This window comes from Winogradskyella sp. A3E31 (assembly GCF_046720935.1).
Taxonomy (GTDB): domain Bacteria; phylum Bacteroidota; class Bacteroidia; order Flavobacteriales; family Flavobacteriaceae; genus Winogradskyella.
On sequence record NZ_JBHNWH010000010.1, the window covers coordinates 97,774 to 114,710 of the forward strand.

The 16,937-nt window shown below is 36.6% G+C and carries 12 protein-coding genes; 6 read left to right on the forward strand and 6 right to left on the reverse strand.

Annotated features, from left to right (window positions below; all coding sequences use genetic code 11):
• Nucleotides 1–23 precede the first annotated feature (23 nt).
• The 6 genes from gcvP to ACFEMA_RS13230 all read left to right on the forward strand — a co-directional run bounded on the left by gcvP (nucleotide 24) and on the right by ACFEMA_RS13230 (nucleotide 7,129).
• On the forward strand, nucleotides 24–2,873 hold the full coding sequence (gene gcvP / locus ACFEMA_RS13205; protein ID WP_411768682.1) for an aminomethyl-transferring glycine dehydrogenase: 2,850 nt from the start codon (nucleotides 24–26) through the stop codon (nucleotides 2,871–2,873).
• Between the two features lie 174 nt (nucleotides 2,874–3,047).
• Entirely contained in the window at nucleotides 3,048–4,106 is a 1,059-nt protein-coding gene (locus tag ACFEMA_RS13210) for a 3-oxoacyl-ACP synthase III family protein (RefSeq protein WP_411768683.1), read from the forward strand.
• Nucleotides 4,107–4,142: 36 nt separating this feature from the next.
• On the forward strand, nucleotides 4,143–4,664 hold the full coding sequence (locus tag ACFEMA_RS13215; protein ID WP_411768684.1) for a methyltransferase: 522 nt from the start codon (nucleotides 4,143–4,145) through the stop codon (nucleotides 4,662–4,664).
• 3 nt (nucleotides 4,665–4,667) lie between these two features.
• A complete protein-coding gene (locus tag ACFEMA_RS13220) occupies nucleotides 4,668–5,516 on the forward strand; it encodes a glycosyltransferase (RefSeq protein ID WP_411768685.1) in 849 nt (282 codons plus the stop codon).
• 108 nt (nucleotides 5,517–5,624) lie between these two features.
• Complete coding sequence (locus tag ACFEMA_RS13225) at nucleotides 5,625–6,362, forward strand: MlaE family ABC transporter permease (RefSeq protein ID WP_411768686.1); 738 nt, start codon at nucleotides 5,625–5,627, stop codon at nucleotides 6,360–6,362.
• The gene (locus ACFEMA_RS13230) at nucleotides 6,362–7,129 is read left to right on the forward strand and encodes an ABC transporter ATP-binding protein (RefSeq protein ID WP_411768687.1); all 768 of its coding nucleotides are present in this window, start codon (nucleotides 6,362–6,364) and stop codon (nucleotides 7,127–7,129) included. Before ACFEMA_RS13225 ends, ACFEMA_RS13230 begins: the two co-directional genes overlap by 1 nt.
• Here the strand turns inward: ACFEMA_RS13230 and ACFEMA_RS13235 are convergent.
• From ACFEMA_RS13235 to ACFEMA_RS13260, 6 genes are all read right to left on the reverse strand, one after another.
• Entirely contained in the window at nucleotides 7,126–8,598 is a 1,473-nt protein-coding gene (locus tag ACFEMA_RS13235; RefSeq protein ID WP_411768688.1) for a DUF389 domain-containing protein, read from the reverse strand. The genes ACFEMA_RS13230 and ACFEMA_RS13235 overlap by 4 nt on opposite strands.
• Nucleotides 8,599–8,606: 8 nt before the next feature.
• Nucleotides 8,607–9,689 carry a mannose-1-phosphate guanylyltransferase gene (locus tag ACFEMA_RS13240; protein WP_411768689.1) on the reverse strand — a complete coding sequence of 361 codons (1,083 nt, stop codon included), beginning with the start codon at nucleotides 9,687–9,689 and terminating at the stop codon, nucleotides 8,607–8,609.
• Nucleotides 9,690–9,703: 14 nt separating this feature from the next.
• Nucleotides 9,704–10,300 (reverse strand): SprT-like domain-containing protein, encoded by a 597-nt coding sequence (locus ACFEMA_RS13245; protein WP_411768690.1) that lies wholly within the window; start codon nucleotides 10,298–10,300, stop codon nucleotides 9,704–9,706.
• Nucleotides 10,301–10,320: 20 nt separating this feature from the next.
• On the reverse strand, nucleotides 10,321–14,358 hold the full coding sequence (locus ACFEMA_RS13250; RefSeq protein ID WP_411768691.1) for an FG-GAP-like repeat-containing protein: 4,038 nt from the start codon (nucleotides 14,356–14,358) through the stop codon (nucleotides 10,321–10,323).
• 84 nt (nucleotides 14,359–14,442) lie between these two features.
• Nucleotides 14,443–15,123: an SDR family NAD(P)-dependent oxidoreductase gene (locus ACFEMA_RS13255; protein WP_411768692.1), complete on the reverse strand. Its 681-nt coding sequence runs from the start codon at nucleotides 15,121–15,123 to the stop codon at nucleotides 14,443–14,445.
• A 102-nt stretch (nucleotides 15,124–15,225) separates the two neighbouring features.
• On the reverse strand, nucleotides 15,226–16,935 hold the full coding sequence (locus tag ACFEMA_RS13260) for a pyruvate dehydrogenase complex dihydrolipoamide acetyltransferase (protein WP_411768693.1): 1,710 nt from the start codon (nucleotides 16,933–16,935) through the stop codon (nucleotides 15,226–15,228).
• Nucleotides 16,936–16,937: the final 2 nt, after the last annotated feature.

Sequence of the window (16,937 nt, forward strand, 5' to 3'; positions counted from 1 at the left end):
CAAAAAATTAGCTAAACAAACGCATGAATACTACATCTTTTGCCCTAAGACATATCGGTCCAAGTGCTGACGAACAAAAAGCTATGCTAAACACTATTGGTGTTGATAGTATTGAACAATTGGTCTCTGAAACCATCCCAAAAGACATCCGTCTAAAGGAGGACTTAGACTTAGATGTCGCCATGAGTGAACAAGAGTATCTTAGCCATATAAATAAACTGTCCCAACTCAATAAAGTGTATAAGTCTTATATTGGTTTAGGCTACCACCCTTCTAATTTACCAGCAGTTATTCAGCGCAATATATTAGAAAACCCAGGATGGTATACAGCTTATACTCCTTACCAAGCAGAAATTGCACAAGGTCGTTTAGAGGCGCTTCTAAATTTTCAAACTATGGTCATTGACCTTACAGGTATGGAAATTGCAAACGCATCTCTCTTAGATGAGAGTACTGCTGCTGCAGAAGCTATGAGCTTATTGTTTTCTGTAAGGGAACGCGCGCAAAAGAAAGCAGGGGTCAATAAGTTTTTTGTTTCAGATTTAGTTCTACCCCAAACCATTGAGCTTTTAGAAACCAGAGCATATCCAATAGGGATTGAATTGGTTATTGGTAATGAAGCCGAGTATAATTTATCTGATGAATATTTTGGAGCGTTATTACAATATCCTGGGAAAAATGGTCAGATTACAGATATTAAATCATTTATAGAAAAAGCAAATGCCGAAAACATCAAAGTTGCCGTCGCTGCAGACATTTTAAGTTTGATAAAACTTGAAGCACCTGGTAAATTTGGTGCAGATGTCGTTGTTGGCACAACGCAACGTTTTGGTATCCCGATGGGGTACGGTGGTCCTCACGCAGCCTATTTTGCAACTAAAGAAGCTTATAAACGTGAAGTACCAGGCCGTATTATTGGGGTTACAAAAGACACCAATGGTAATAGAGCCTTACGTATGGCATTGCAAACCAGAGAGCAGCATATTAAGCGAGATAAGGCAACATCTAACATCTGTACAGCACAAGTTCTATTGGCTGTAATGGCAGGAATGTATGCCGTTTACCATGGTCCAAAAGGATTAGAGTTTATTGCTGATAAGGTTAAAAACTCTGCTTCGACGCTGGCAAATGCATTAGAGCAATTAGGTTTAGAACAAACCAATTCACATTATTTCGACACACTTCAAATAAAGGCAGATGCTGTAAAAACAAAATACGAAGCCGAAAAGGATGAAATTAATTTTCATTATCCAGATACCAATACAGTTACGATTTCAATCAATGAAACAACTACGGTTTCAGACTTAAATGACATTATTTCCATTTTTGAACGTGTTACAGAAAGCACTACAGATAAGATTGATTCGGTTGAGAGCTCAGAAACCATTCCTGATCACTTAATGCGTCAAACTGAATTTTTAACGTTCGACGTTTTTAATTCATACCATTCTGAAACAGAATTGATGCGCTACATCAAGCGTTTAGAACGTAAAGATTTAGCCTTAAACCATTCCATGATTTCGCTAGGGTCTTGCACCATGAAATTAAATGCGGCAGCAGAAATGCTACCATTAAGTTGGCCAAGTTGGGGAAATATACATCCCTTTGCACCTCTAGACCAACCTATAGGCTATAAATTAGTATTAAATGCCTTAGAAAATCAACTTACCGAAATTACTGGCTTTTCAGCAACTTCATTACAGCCCAATTCTGGAGCACAGGGTGAGTTTGCTGGTCTTATGGTTATTAAAGCGTATCATGAGTCTCGTGGTGACCATCATAGAAATATTTGTTTAATCCCATCATCTGCTCATGGCACAAATCCCGCAAGCGCTGTTATGGCAGGTATGAAAGTAGTTGTAACAAAAGCTTCGGAAGATGGTAATATTGATGTTGATGATTTAAGAGAAAAAGCAGAGTTACATAAAGAGAATTTATCCGCTTTAATGGTCACCTACCCTTCTACTCATGGAGTATACGAGTCTGCAATTAAAGAGATTACACAAATTATTCATGATAATGGTGGGCAAGTTTATATGGATGGTGCAAACATGAATGCTCAAGTTGGCTTAACCAACCCAGGAAATATAGGCGCTGATGTATGCCATCTTAATTTACATAAAACCTTTGCTATACCGCATGGTGGAGGTGGACCTGGTGTGGGCCCAATATGTGTGGCGGAGCAGCTCGTCCCATTTTTACCAGGTAATCCAATTATAAAAACAGGAGGACATCAATCCATTACAGCTATATCTGCAGCACCTTTTGGTTCTGCTTTGGCTTGTATCATTTCTTATGGGTACATCTCTATGCTTGGCGCAAAAGGTTTAAAGAAGTCTACTGAAGTTGCTATTTTAAATGCCAATTATATCAAAGAACGCCTAGAAGGTCATTACAATACACTTTACACAGGAGAAAACGGAAGAGCAGCCCACGAAATGATTATAGACTGTCGTTCGTTTAAAGCCAATGGCATTGAAGTGACTGACATTGCTAAACGTTTAATGGATTACGGATTTCATTCTCCAACCGTATCCTTTCCTGTTGCAGGTACCATGATGATAGAACCAACTGAAAGTGAAAGTAAAGCCGAAATGGATCGTTTTTGTGATGCCATGATTTCTATTAAAAAAGAAATTGATACCGTTTCAAAAGATGAACCCAATAACGTTTTGAAGAATGCTCCACACACGATGGAAATGCTAACTTCAGACGAGTGGTTACTACCTTATACACGAGAAACGGCAGCGTTTCCACTAGACTATGTAAAAGACAATAAATTTTGGCCAAGCGTACGTCGCGTTGATGATGCTTACGGAGATCGAAACCTAATTTGTAGTTGTGCTCCGATTGAAGCTTATGCAGAAGCTTAGGCTCAGGACACTAATGATACTAAATGCGCTCTTATAGAGCGCATTTTATTTATATATTTCAGCAAATAGCGGTATCTTTACGAATTATTGAAAAATTCGCTTTTCTAAAACTAAATTGGTGTAAAAGCGAACATTATTAATTAGATTCGTAGCTGAACTAACACTTTTATCCCTATGTCGATCAGAATTACCGGTACAGGAAGTTATATTCCAAAAAGTATTGAGAAGAATGAAGATTTTAAAGAACATGAATTTTTAAATACAGATGGCTCTACATTTACGCAAGAAAATGACGTCATTATTGAAAAATTCGAGGCCATAACAGGTATTGGCGAAAGACGCTATGCTGATGATAATCTAACCTCATCAGACTTAGGGTATTTAGCTGCAGAAAAGGCCATTGAAGACGCAAAGATTGATCGAGAGACCATTGATTACATTATATGTGCCCATAATTTTGGCGATGTAAAGCACAATACTATCCAGAGTGATATTTTACCCTGCTTAGCCTCTCGTGTTAAGTATAGCTTACGAATCAAAAACCCTAAATGTGTTGCTTACGATATTCTTTTTGGATGCCCTGGCTGGGTAGAAGGCATGATACAGGCACAAGCATTTATAAAAGCAGGGATGGCAAAACGCTGTTTGGTTATAGGGTCTGAAACGTTGTCTCGGGTTGTGGATAAACACGATAGGGACAGTATGATTTATTCAGATGGTGCAGGTGCAACTATTGTTGAAGCTTCTGATGAGGATGGAGGTATACTTTCGCATGAAACAGCGAGCTTCACTTATGATGAGGCCTATTATTTATATTTCGGAAAATCAAACAACCAAGAGTTGTGTGCCGATACACGCTATATTAAAATGGACGGTCGTAAAATTTATGAGTTTGCCTTAAAACATGTGCCATTAGCAATGAAAAACTGCCTAGAAAATAGCGGAAAAGACATTAAGGATCTTAAAAAGATTTTTATCCATCAGGCCAATGAGAAAATGGATGAGGCCATATTAAAACGTTTTTATAAACTGTATAAAACTGAAATTCCTGAAGGAGTAATGCCAATGAGTATCCAAAAATTTGGTAATAGTTCTGTAGCAACAGTACCAACGTTGTTTGATTTGGTAAAGAACAACAAAGTAGAAGACCAAGAAATTAACAAAGGAGATATCATTATGTTTGCTAGTGTTGGCGCAGGTATGCATATCAATGCTATCGTTTACCAATATTAACTTCATTATTTTGAAGTTTGCGTTTTTCTGAAATATATGTACAAAAACACGCCTCATAAACGCTATCACATTACACTCGAGTTTTTAAAAACTCATATTTCCAAAGACAAAAATATTCTAGATTTAGGAGTTCCAAATCCTTTTTCTGAGATTATGAAATCAGAAGGATATATGGTCACCAATACTCAGGGCGAAGATTTAGATGAAGACCAAGCAACCATCAAATCGTCTGACGCCGAAGTAGTAACTGCCTTCGAAATTTTTGAACATTTGCTATCACCTTATGAGGTTTTAAAAGCCATAAAAGCGGATCATATAGTGGTCAGTGTTCCATTAAAATTATGGTTTGCCTCAGCTTACAGAAGCAAGACGGATATGAGGGATAGACACTATCATGAATTTGAGGACTGGCAATTGGATTGGTTGCTAGAAAAAACAGGATGGACCATTCAAGACTCAATAAAATGGACAAATCCTACCAAAAAAATTGGCATAAGACCTTTACTCAGATGGTTTACACCGAGATACTATATGATTTATGCTACTCGAAAATCATAACAGATGAATTTTTACATCATCATTCCAGCACATAACGAAGAAGCTTTTATAGGCGATACTTTGACGTCCTTGACTCAACAAACGCTTTTACCTCAACAGTTGGTAATTGTTAATGATAATTCAACGGATAATACGCAATCGATTGTTGAAGACTTTATGAAACGTTTTCCCTGGATTTCGATGGTTAATAATCGATCTTCAGAAAAACATCTACCTGGATCAAAAATCATTAATGCCTTTAACAAAGGATTAGAAACTGTAGAACCTAATTACGATGTGATTTGTAAGTTTGATGCGGACTTGATTTTTCCTCCTAACTATTTAGAAAGCATAGCAAAGCACTTTCAGTCTAATCCAAAAACAGGAATGGCAGCAGGTTTCTGTTACATCAAAAAAAATGAAGATTGGGTACTCGAAAATTTAACTCGAAAAGATCATATAAGAGGAGCGCTTAAAGCCTACAAAAAAGAATGTTTTGAAGACATAGGCCATTTAAAAACATCAATGGGTTGGGACACAGTCGACGAACTTTTAGCAACGTATTATGGCTGGGAGCTCTTAACCGATGAATCTCTGCATGTAAAACATTTAAAACCAACAGGGCAATTTTACAACAGAGCCTCTAAATACTTACAAGGAGAAGCCATGTATAAGATGCGTTATGGCTTTTGGATTACCTTGATTTCTGCCATAAAATTAGCTTATAGAAAAAGAAGTTTTAGGTTGTTCTGGGATTATATGTCTGGATTCTTCAAGGCCAAGAACAACCAAACCGACTATTTAGTTACAGAAGACCAAGGAAAGTTTATTAGAAATCATCGGTGGAAGGGCATAAAAGGAAAGTTATATTAGTTGTTGCTTCTTATTTCTTAATCTAAAATTTCAGTTTTCACTACATCTTATTTATTTTGGACATAAATGCTGAATGTTTTTCATAATTTAGCATTAACAAAAAACTGAATGACCTACCTACATAACATTGGGACTTATTTTTTAATGATTAAGGACATTTTTCGCAAACCGACAAAATGGTCTGTGATGAAAAACCTTATCTTAAAGGATATCGACGATTTAATTATTGGGTCTCTTGGTATTGTAGCTTTTATATCCTTTTTTGTAGGCGGTGTTGTTGCCATACAAACCTCATTGAATATTAGTAATCCGCTCATTCCTAAATATCTTGTAGGTTTTGCAACACGCCAATCCATAATTCTAGAGTTTGCACCTACGTTTATATCAGTAATTATGGCTGGTAAAGTTGGCTCTTTTATTACCTCTAGCATTGGTACAATGAGGGTCACCGAACAAATTGATGCTTTAGAAGTAATGGGTATCAATGCAATAAACTACCTCGTATTTCCGAAGTTTATTTCTTTAATGCTTTATCCGTTTTTAATTTCGATTGCTATGTTCTTGGGTATTGTTGGAGGTTTAGTAGCATGCGTTTACGGAGGCTACGGCACGCTCGAAGATTACATCACGGGTATTCAAGAAGATTTTATCACCTTTCATATTGTTTACGCATTTATAAAAACGTATGTTTTTGCTTTTCTATTGGCTACCATTCCATCGTTTTATGGCTATTTTATGAAAGGTGGAGCTTTTGAAGTTGGTAAAGCTAGTACTACATCTTTCGTCTGGACAAGTGTTGCCATAATTCTTGCCAATTATATATTAACCAGTATCCTTTTAGGCTAATGATAGAAGTAAAAGATCTACATAAATCATTTGGAGAATCCCACATTTTAAAAGGGATTAGCACCAATTTTGAAAAAGGAAAGACCAATTTAATCATTGGTCAAAGTGGTTCTGGGAAAACGGTGTTTTTAAAGTGTTTATTAGGTCTGTTTCAATATGAAGAAGGCACCATTTCTTATGAAGGAAAAGTATTTCAAAATTTAGATAAGGACGAAAAAGGAGATTTACGTGCAGAAATCGGTATGGTTTTTCAGGGTAGCGCACTTTTTGATTCCATGACTATTTTAGAAAATGTAATGTTCCCTTTACGTATGTTCACTAAACAAAGTGAAAGTGAAATGCAAGACAGGGCTGATATTGTATTAAAACGTGTGAATTTGATTGATGCCCATCATAAAATGCCCAACGAAGCTTCTGGCGGAATGCAAAAACGGGTTGCCATTGCTAGGGCCATCGTTAACAATCCGAAATACCTATTCTGCGATGAGCCTAATTCTGGATTAGACCCAAAGACCGCCATCATCATTGATAATCTGGTCAAAGAAATTACGGAAGAATTTGATATTACGACTGTCATCAACTCTCATGACATGAATTCCGTAATGGAAATTGGAGAAAAAATCGTTTTTCTAAAAGACGGTGTCAAAGCCTGGGAAGGGTCTCGTCAAAATATCTTTAATACCGATAATGAAGCCGTGACCAATTTTGTATACTCTTCCGAACTTTTCAAAAAAGTTCGTAAAATGTATATTGAAGAGCGTAATTAAATATTCTGCTTTACAACTAGAGTATCTAAATCTAATCGTTCTTTTAAAAATGACCTTATCTTATTGGTATCCTTCAATCTTGTCTCATTAGTAGAAGCAGAATCCTTCCATTTTACATTAAAGACTTTAACTGTATCGATACTTTCTAAGTTTGAACTGATCTCATTGGCAAAAGAAATCTTCTCTAGATTTTCATAATTAATCTTTAGTTCTTTGATTAATTCATCAAACGGAATTTGGTCTTTTTCTAACAAAGCCAGGCTTTTAACCTTATTCTCAAGGAAAATAATTTTTTCTTGCTGGCTCATTAACTCTAAAGAATCCCTAGACCTCAACTCTGTCATATACCTGAAATTATCAATGTTTTTTGAATTACTTTGGTTAATAATCAACTGACATTCTTCTAAGTATTTGTAATCTCTCATTCTACTACGTAAAAGGTCTTCAGAAGATTCAGATAATTCATCAAAGCCAAAAGTATTTAACTCAATAGAGGACAACCCATCACGTTCATAGTTAATTATAGCGTTCTTCTTTAGATATTCATAATGTCGTAGTCCTTTTAACTCATTTTCTACAAAACTATTGGCATCTCTTTCAAAATTACTCTCTTTCAATACATTTACAAAAGTCCAAACAGCAGGTATCATAACAACTACAGCAGTTAAAGTTGCTAATCTCGATACAAATCGTCTACGCTTAGAATTAGCATAGCGAATCATAGGAAAACGCAAAATTTTTAAAACCAAAAATGTCGCTAATGCAATAAAAATTGTATTTATAGTAAATAAATACATGGCGCCGGCAAAGTACTCTAAATTGCCTTGAGAAAGTCCATAACCCGCAGTACAAAGCGGTGGCATCAAAGCCGTAGCGATAGCCACACCAAAAATAACAGAAGCGATAGTTCCTTTTTTTGTTCTAGCAATAATGAGAGCCAAACCACCAAAAAAAGCAATAAGTACATCTCTTACATCTGGCTTGGTTCGTGCAAAGAGTTCATTGGTATCTTCACTTAGCGGAAAAAGATAGAAAAATAAAAAAGCTGTTAACAAACTCAACACAATCATGGTGGCCAAGTTTATCAATGAGCGCTTGAGTGTATAAATATCATTTACAGCAATTGATAACCCAACCCCTAATATTGGCCCCATTAGTGGAGAAATAAGCATGGCACCGATTACAACTGCAGTAGAATCTGCATTAAGTCCGACGGAAGCTATAAAAATAGAACATACTAAAATCCAAGCTGTAGCTCCTTTAAATGGAATATCAGCTTTGATCGCCTCCATTGTCGCATCCCTATCTGTGTCTTCCCTAAAATCTAATAACTCACTTAAAAAGCTATTGATACTTTGCCAAAGTCCTTTAGCGTCTTTTTTTACGGTCTCTTTTTTTTCCTCTACGGACTGGTCTTTTTTGGCTTGCTTTTCTTCTTCAGAAAAATTGAATTTGTGCTCTTCTGCCATAGCTATATTTATCCTAAACCTTCACCAAATTTATCCTTAACCTGCTGAAGTACTTTTTTAATATCTTGCTCTTTAGTTTTAGGAAAGATAAGTAAAACTTCGTCTTTATCAACAATAATATAGTCAGTTATACCATCTACGACAACGACTTTGTTCTTATTAGAACGGATCATATTTCCAGATGCATCCGTAGCCAATACCTTTGCATTGACAATGGCATTGTTAGACTCATCTTTATCTAATTTATCATACAGACTGCCCCAGGTTCCTAAATCGTTCCAGTCAAAAGTTGCTGGGATGACATAAATATTTTCGCTTTTTTCCATTAAGGCATAATCCACCGAAATATTTTCTGCTTTAGGATAGTTTTCCTGGATAAATTCTGATTCCTCGACAGTGTTGTATGTTTCATAGCCGTTCATAAAATGCTGAAACAATTCTGGTTGATTATTTTTAAAAGCGGCTAAGACACTTTTTACGCTCCACATAAAAATACCAGCATTCCAAAGAAAGTTACCTTGGCTTAAAAACGATTTTGCCAACTCATAATCTGGTTTTTCTCTAAATTGAATGACTGGTTTAATCGTTTTATCTTCTTTCTTATTGTACTCAATATAGCCATAACCGGTATTAGGGAAAGTCGGTTGAATACCTAAAGTCATTAAAGCATCATTTTTTGAACAAAATTCAAATGCTTCTTTAACATTACTAGTAAAAGCGTCTTCATCTTCAATCCAATGGTCACTTGGTGCCACAATCATTACCGCATCTTCATTTTCTTTTTGGATTTTTAAAGACGCATATAAAATACATGGTGCTGTATTACGCATTGCAGGCTCTAATACAACCTGACGCTGTTTAACTTCTGGCAACTGCTCGAGCACCAAATCGTTATAACGCTCATTGGTTAAAATAAAAATATTCTCAGTCGGAATTAGCTTTGCTAGGCGGTAAAATGTTTTTTGGATCAGAGTATCGCCAGTTCCCAGCATGTCATGAAACTGTTTAGGAAAGTCTTGGGTACTTATCGGCCAAAAACGTGAGCCTACTCCTCCAGCCATTAAGATGGCATAATAATTTTTATTCTTCATTATTTTTTCTTCTGTCATTTCAATAACTCTACTTCGGCATTGGGGTTAAACAAATAAATTTTGTTTGTTGCTACCTCAACACATTCATAACGCTTAGTTCTTTTTTGACCACGCTTAAATACCCTTCCGTTATACAATATAAAATGATTGCCTAATGGCACCTCAAAAATAAAGGTTTTATCATTAGGTGGATCAAACTGTTTTAATGCTAATGCCAATGTTGAGTCTGTATCGCTTGACGCTTTAGGGTTTTTGAAATGTTTAGCCAAAAGTGGCAATAATTCTGAAGGAAAAATCTCAGGTCTCAAAAAAGGCAACATTAAATGTTGAAATGTCTGTTTCCATTCTTTACCATGTGGCTTAATTAATCGTCCGTGTTTCTCATAAGCCTCTAAATGCGAAATTTCGTGAATAAGGGTAATTAAAAAACGGTAGTTATTTAAATTAGAATTGACCGTGATTTGATGCCTGCCGTTTGGCAACAGTTTATAATCGCCATGCCTTGTTTTTCTCTCAGATTTAACTTTAACAGTCAAACAGTCCTTATTCAATAATGCTTCGACTAAACTTTTGGAAGCTTTTGGTATATATGAGAAAATGGAGTCTTGCATGAATGCAAAAATAGAAACATTTAGTCTTTAATGACTACCATTTTTGCAAGATTATTAATGGTCATCATATACAAGCCCGTTGCCGTACTACTCGCAATTTTTACTGAAGTTATTTGCCTAGTTCCATCATAGTCTTTAAAAGAAAATTCAATCTTTCTGCCTCGAATATCGAAAAGCTCTATAATATCAGTTTGCAAAGTCCCAGTGATATTAAATGTTCTATCAGTAGTTGGATTTGGGTATATTTTAATTTCTTCAGTCGGTTGCTGAATATCCACATCAGAACTGAAGTATGGTACTGCAAAATCAAACACATCATCAGCCACTTTTTGCCCAATGAATCTTCCTGGTATATCATCCGCTGGTGGATGGATACCTCCCCATATTCGAGATAAACTTGTTTGATCTGATGCATCTCTATACGTTGCCCATTGCAACACTACATCTTGTGATGGCCCATCTTCAAACACCAAAAATTCATCCTTTTTTGCTATAAACTCTCCTACTCCACCAGGAAAATATGGGCTTCCTGTCATCTTGGTTAAAACTTCAGAAGCTGCTCTAGAAAATGTTGAGTGACCAGACACATAGCCTGCAAATGGTGGTGTTACAAATGTTGGTCTTTGATAGGGATACCAATTCTCAGCTAATATCCAACCGACACCTGCTTCATCGGTTTCTGTATCGTTAATAAAGTCATGACCTCTCCAAGTATATAGTTTTATCTTTCCTACATTTTGATTAGAAAAACCTGCAAGAGGATCACCCTCTTCAACTATTTCAATATACCCATCTATGAGTTCTATACCAGAGACACTATAATTAGGTAAGTTAGGATCTGTACTTTGGCCTTGCTCTGCTGCCATATATCTTATTGCCGAAATGGGTCTAATATAATCGTACCATCCTTTAACACTCCAAGCTGAAATAGCGGAGTCGTGCATAGCGCCTCCAAGAATAAAATATGATTTAACATCCCATTCTAAGCTATTTAGCACATCTCCTTCTCCTTGGAATCGTTTTTCGAACATTGGATGATCGTTCACATAATTCAGTATGGTAAACCAATGACCTGGTGGAGTTTCCGAATCCGGACCATCTGCCCAGAATTCTGCCAAAACCCTCGCATAATCCCCTCGGGGAACCATATTTGGTTCATAAGCACTTTGGGTTACTGGGTTAGTAGCATGTCCTGAACCAATGTCACCACCCTCAAAGAAGTCATAAAAGTTTGGGTAGTCTGTATAAGACGCAGGAAAATTGATTATATCAGTATTTCCAAGACTACCTGGCGAAATATCCCACATTACCCCATCGCTAGGGTCTAAATGAGATTGCCAAACAGAGACCATTGAAAAACCCCATTTGTAGGCTTCACTCTCTTCATCTTGCTCTGTTGTACTGACGTATGGAGGGTCCGAAGGATCGTGATAGACTTTAAAGGTATTTCCATCTCTTTGATATTCTGTAATATCTTCTTCTTTTAAAGCAAAGCCCCAAACATTTCCCCACTCTGGACTCAAAAATTCTGGCACATTACCATCCACCACATTACCTCCTTGGTCAATAAAAATATCTAAACCTAATGGTTGCCAACGGTTAGGGTCATTTAAAGGTGGGTTGTTGCTCAACTCCAACCCATAAGGCTCATTAACTGGCTGATAATAGGCATTATCAAAGCCTGTTATCTCTCGAGAGCCATCTGCCAGACCATAATCTATCATCACTTGAGCCACATAATTTCCAAAAGCAGCTGCATTGCCAAATTCATAAAGGATAGATGTAAATTGGGTGTCATACCCCAGTTTATCCATCAATAAGTTCAGTCGCTCTTGATTAGCTTCTGCTCCTGGAGAATTTTGAAAACGATAGGACAAAATTCTATACATGGCATAGCTTATGGCTTCCTTTACGGATACTTCTGGCGAATCTATAGGTACAAAAGGTTTCAATTCTACAGAAAATCCATTGACCGTGTTTCCTAACAAATAAGGTCGCGCTTCTTCATCATAAACAGCCCAAATATCGTACATAGCAACGCTAGTGTGAAATAAGTTACGAGCATGTACAGTCGGCCTTGCAAAATCCCCACGAATAGCTGAAAGTAAGACTTCATTCCAAACTCGTGCAATTGATATGTTTTCAGGAAAATTATCAGCACCTAATTCTATATCCAACGTTACAGGTAAACTAGAGCACAAATTATCTGATTCAATAACTGTAATTGAACCTGCTTCTTCTAACTCCCAATGAACGCTTACGGTTCCTGTACCTTGACCACTAATAATCTCGCCACCAGAAACTTCCCAATTTGCTAATGAACCATTTGCAATCGTATAAGAATAAGACTCTGTACTGTAAAATGAAGGGTTTGTATTTCCATCTATAGATTGCGGTGGTAAATACGTACAACTATTATCATCGATAGTAGCATTTGGATTATAACTGCAAGAAGCTGGGTCTAAACAACCGTAAATTTTTTGACTGGGAAGAATATCCAAGACTTCAAAACCTTGACCTTCTGTAGCTTTTATTGTGACATCACTTTCAATATTGGTGTAGCTTTCCACTAATCCAGATGGCCATTGTATTTCAATTGAATCTATCGTAGTAACGTCATCAAGACCAAAATGCACTGGTTGCAAACTCTGGCTTAAAAATCCAACGCCTGAATAATACCGTTTTTGATTGCCATTAGAAGTAGTAATTTTAACTATAGTCCCAATAGCATCTCTATTTGATATTGTCCCTTCTAGTACAACTTTAAACCAATGGCTCGATGGGTTCTCATCATCAAAATTCAATAATGTGTTTTCATACAAAAAAGATGAGCCATCATTATTGGTGACAAACAAATCAATATCTCCATCATTATCATAATCGAAATCGATGACTTCAACACTTATGGTCTGTTCATTTAGCCCTAATTGCTCTGAGATATCCTCAAAGGTATTTTGTCCTTCTACATGTAAGTTTTTAAAGTAGAAGTTAGGTTCGACGGATCTGTTTTCAAATTCATAACCATTTACCACAAATAGGTCTTCGTCACCATCGAGATCAAAGTCTGAAAAGCGTGTGCCCCAAGCCCAAAGTGTATTGCCAACACCAAATTGATCTGCATTTTCGGAGAATGTATTATCTCCATTGTTGGTTAGCAGGAAGTTATCATCAATCGCAGTAATAAATAAATCAAAAAAACCATCTAAGTTATAATCTCCAATCGTAATACCCATATCATCACCCATGGTATCAACCCCATAACTAGCCGCTTGATTAGTAAAGGTTGTTCCATTACTATTGATGTACAAATCGTTTGGCTCATCAAAATCATTGGAAATATAAAGATCCATAAACCCATCAGAATTGAAATCGAAAGGCAAAGCGGCATAACTTGCTAACCCCATTTGAGCTTGGATTCCGGTTGAACTAGTTACGTCCTGAAATGTACCGTTTCCGTTGTTTCGATACAATTGGTTACTTGCACATTCGTCCCAATCACTGATATAGATATCTAAATCACCGTCATTATCATAATCGAACCAAGTTGCACCTGTATTTCGGCAATCGTTAGTAGTATCAAACCCTGAAATGCCTGTAACGTTTGCAAAGGTGCCATTACCAATATTTCTCCATAGTTGTACTTTGAAAGAATATGTTAGAAACAAGTCTGGAAGCCCATCATTATTATAATCGCCCCATGAAGCTCCGCTCTTTTGGCCGTCCAATCCAAACCAATCATCTCCACCTTCATCTTGAGATAACAAATTTACCAAACCTGATGCTTCAGTTACATCCGTGAATGCTCCATTATTATCATTTCTAAATAAGCGGCTTATGGTTTTTGGACTATTAGGATCGTCTTTTGCTTTTGCAACAATAAAAATATCCAGGTCGTTGTCACCGTCATAATCAGCTACAGCAACACCGTTATTCTCTTGCAGAATTCCAAGACCAACTGAAGATTCAACTCTATTAAAATTTTGAGAAAAAGAGTGAATACTAAAAACAAATAACAAAATAAAGAGAACTAGCCTCTGAATGAGTAGATTTTTACCCATATCATAATTTTTTGTTAAATATAAAAATAAGTCTTGACTATGAAAGAGAATCAAGCGTAATTGAATTACGAAATACTGTTAAAATTACGGGGTTGAATTTGAAACCTGTAACATTTTCCCATTGTAAAACTGATGCCCAGTTAGTGCAAAGTTCGTGATGTAATCTGCCATTTCTTTTGCTGAAATAGGAGCTTTATAGCCTGGAAAAGCTTCTTCTAACATTTCGGTTTGTACGGCTCCTAAGGCGAGTACATTAAAAGATGGGCCTGTCTCTTTATATTCTTCAGCCAGCAACTCTGTTAAGGTTATCACAGCGCCTTTGCTGGAGCTATACGCGGCAAGACCAGCAAACTTAGCACTTCCTTGTACTCCACCCATTGAACTAATGTTTAGTACGTGACCATTGTTCTTCATAAATGGCAACACAATTCGTGTTAGTTCTGCAACGCCGAAAACATTTGTTTTATACACGGTTTCAAAATCACTTAGGGTCGTTTCAGAAAACGATTTATTTACCAACGAACCTGCATTATTAATTAAAATATCCACATCATTCCATTCAGATTTTACAAAATCGGTCACAGTTTCATAATCTTCTAAATTATTGAGGTCAAAAGAAAGGGAGTTTACGTTTTTTAAATTAAGTTCTCTTATCGGTAGATCGTTTCTTGATAAAGCTAGTACGTTATGACCAGCTTTTGAAAACAACTTTACGAGTTCATATCCAATACCTCTACTTGTTCCTGTGATTATGATGTTCTTCATTTATTTTGCTTAAAGTACTAAAGATAAAAATCCTGTTTCAAACTAATGCAACAGGATTCATAATATTATAATTCCGAATCAAGTTCAGAATGAATAGCTGTACTACAATAACATCGTTATAGGGTTCTCAATATACCCTTTTAAAGTTTGAAGGAATTGTGCTCCCGTGGCTCCGTCCACGGTTCTATGATCGCAAGCCAAACATAATTTCATGGTATTACCAGCCACTACTTTTCCTTCTTTAACTACTGGTTTTTCTACAATAGCACCAACTGATAAAATAGCCGAATTCGGTTGATTGATAATTGATGTAAAACTTTCTATACCAAACATCCCTAAATTAGAAATTGTAAAGGTACTCCCTTCCATTTCATCTAAACTTAATTTTTTGTTTCGTGCTTTACCTGCGTATTCTTTTACCGCAGCATTTATTTGAGGTAAAGATTGCTCATTGGCAAACTTTACAACAGGCACCAACAATCCATCAGGTACAGCAACAGCAACCCCAATATGCACATGATTGTTCATTCGCATTTTGTCATCAAACCACTGAGAGTTGACTTGTGGATGTTGCTTTAAAGCTAAAGCACATGCCTTAACAATCATATCGTTGTACGAAATCTTTGTGTCTGGCATAGAATTGTATTGCGCACGGAACGCAATCGCATTTTCCATATCAAACTCAACATTTAGGTAATAGTGTGGAGCCGAAAATTTAGATTTTGCTAAGTTTTTAGCAATGGCTTTTCTCATTGAAGAGTTTGCTACCTCATCGTAATCTTCCTGACCTGTCGGCACAAACTTACCAAGCTGTGTCCCAGCAGAAGCAGATGGCGTATAATTTTCTATATCTCTTTTAACAATTCTACCGTTTTCACCTGTTCCTTTAACCTGATTTAAAGATATACCTTTCTCATCGGCCATTTTCTTTGCTAAAGGTGATGCAAATATTCTTTCAGAATCTGAAGTTGAACTCGAAGTTGAGTCTGATTTTTTAGATTCGCTCTTATTGGATTCTTTTTTAGTTTCTGACTCGGTCGAAGCTTTAGCTGCAGACTTCTTTTCCTCTTTCTTAGCCTCGGGTTCAGGTTTTTTGTCATCTGAACTACCAGCTTTAAAGTTTTTAGCAATATCTGCAACATCTGTTCCTTCTGGCCCTATGATTGCTAACAATGCATCAACTTTTGCCGATTCACCCTCGTCTAAACCAATATGTAATAAGGTTCCTGACTGAAAAGACTCAAACTCCATGGTTGCCTTATCCGTTTCTATTTCTGTCAAAATATCACCTTCTTCAACTGCATCACCAACCTTCTTTAACCAGGAAGCGACTGTTCCTTCTTCCATCGTATCACTCAGTCGAGGCATGGTAACGACGGTTACACCTTCGGGTAGTTCTTCAGATTCTTCGCTATCGCTCTGAATGACATCTTCTTTTCCAGAGTTGTCATCTTTGTTTTCATCTTCCCCTTTATCATCAGAATCTTTTTCAGATGTAGAGTCTTCAGATTCATTGCCGTTAGTATTCTCTTCTTTTTTTGAAGACCCATTTAGATATTCTGAAATATCCTCTCCTTCATCACCAATAATAGCCAACAGTGTATCAACTTTTGCAGTCTCTCCTTCTTGTATACCAATATGAAGTAATGTTCCTTCATTGAAGGATTCAAACTCCATGGTCGCTTTATCCGTTTCAATTTCCGCTAAAATATCACCTTCTTCAACTTTATCTCCCACTTTTTTTAGCCACGAAGCCACTGTACCCTCTTCCATGGTATCACTTAATCGCGGCATATTAATTACTTCTGCCATTG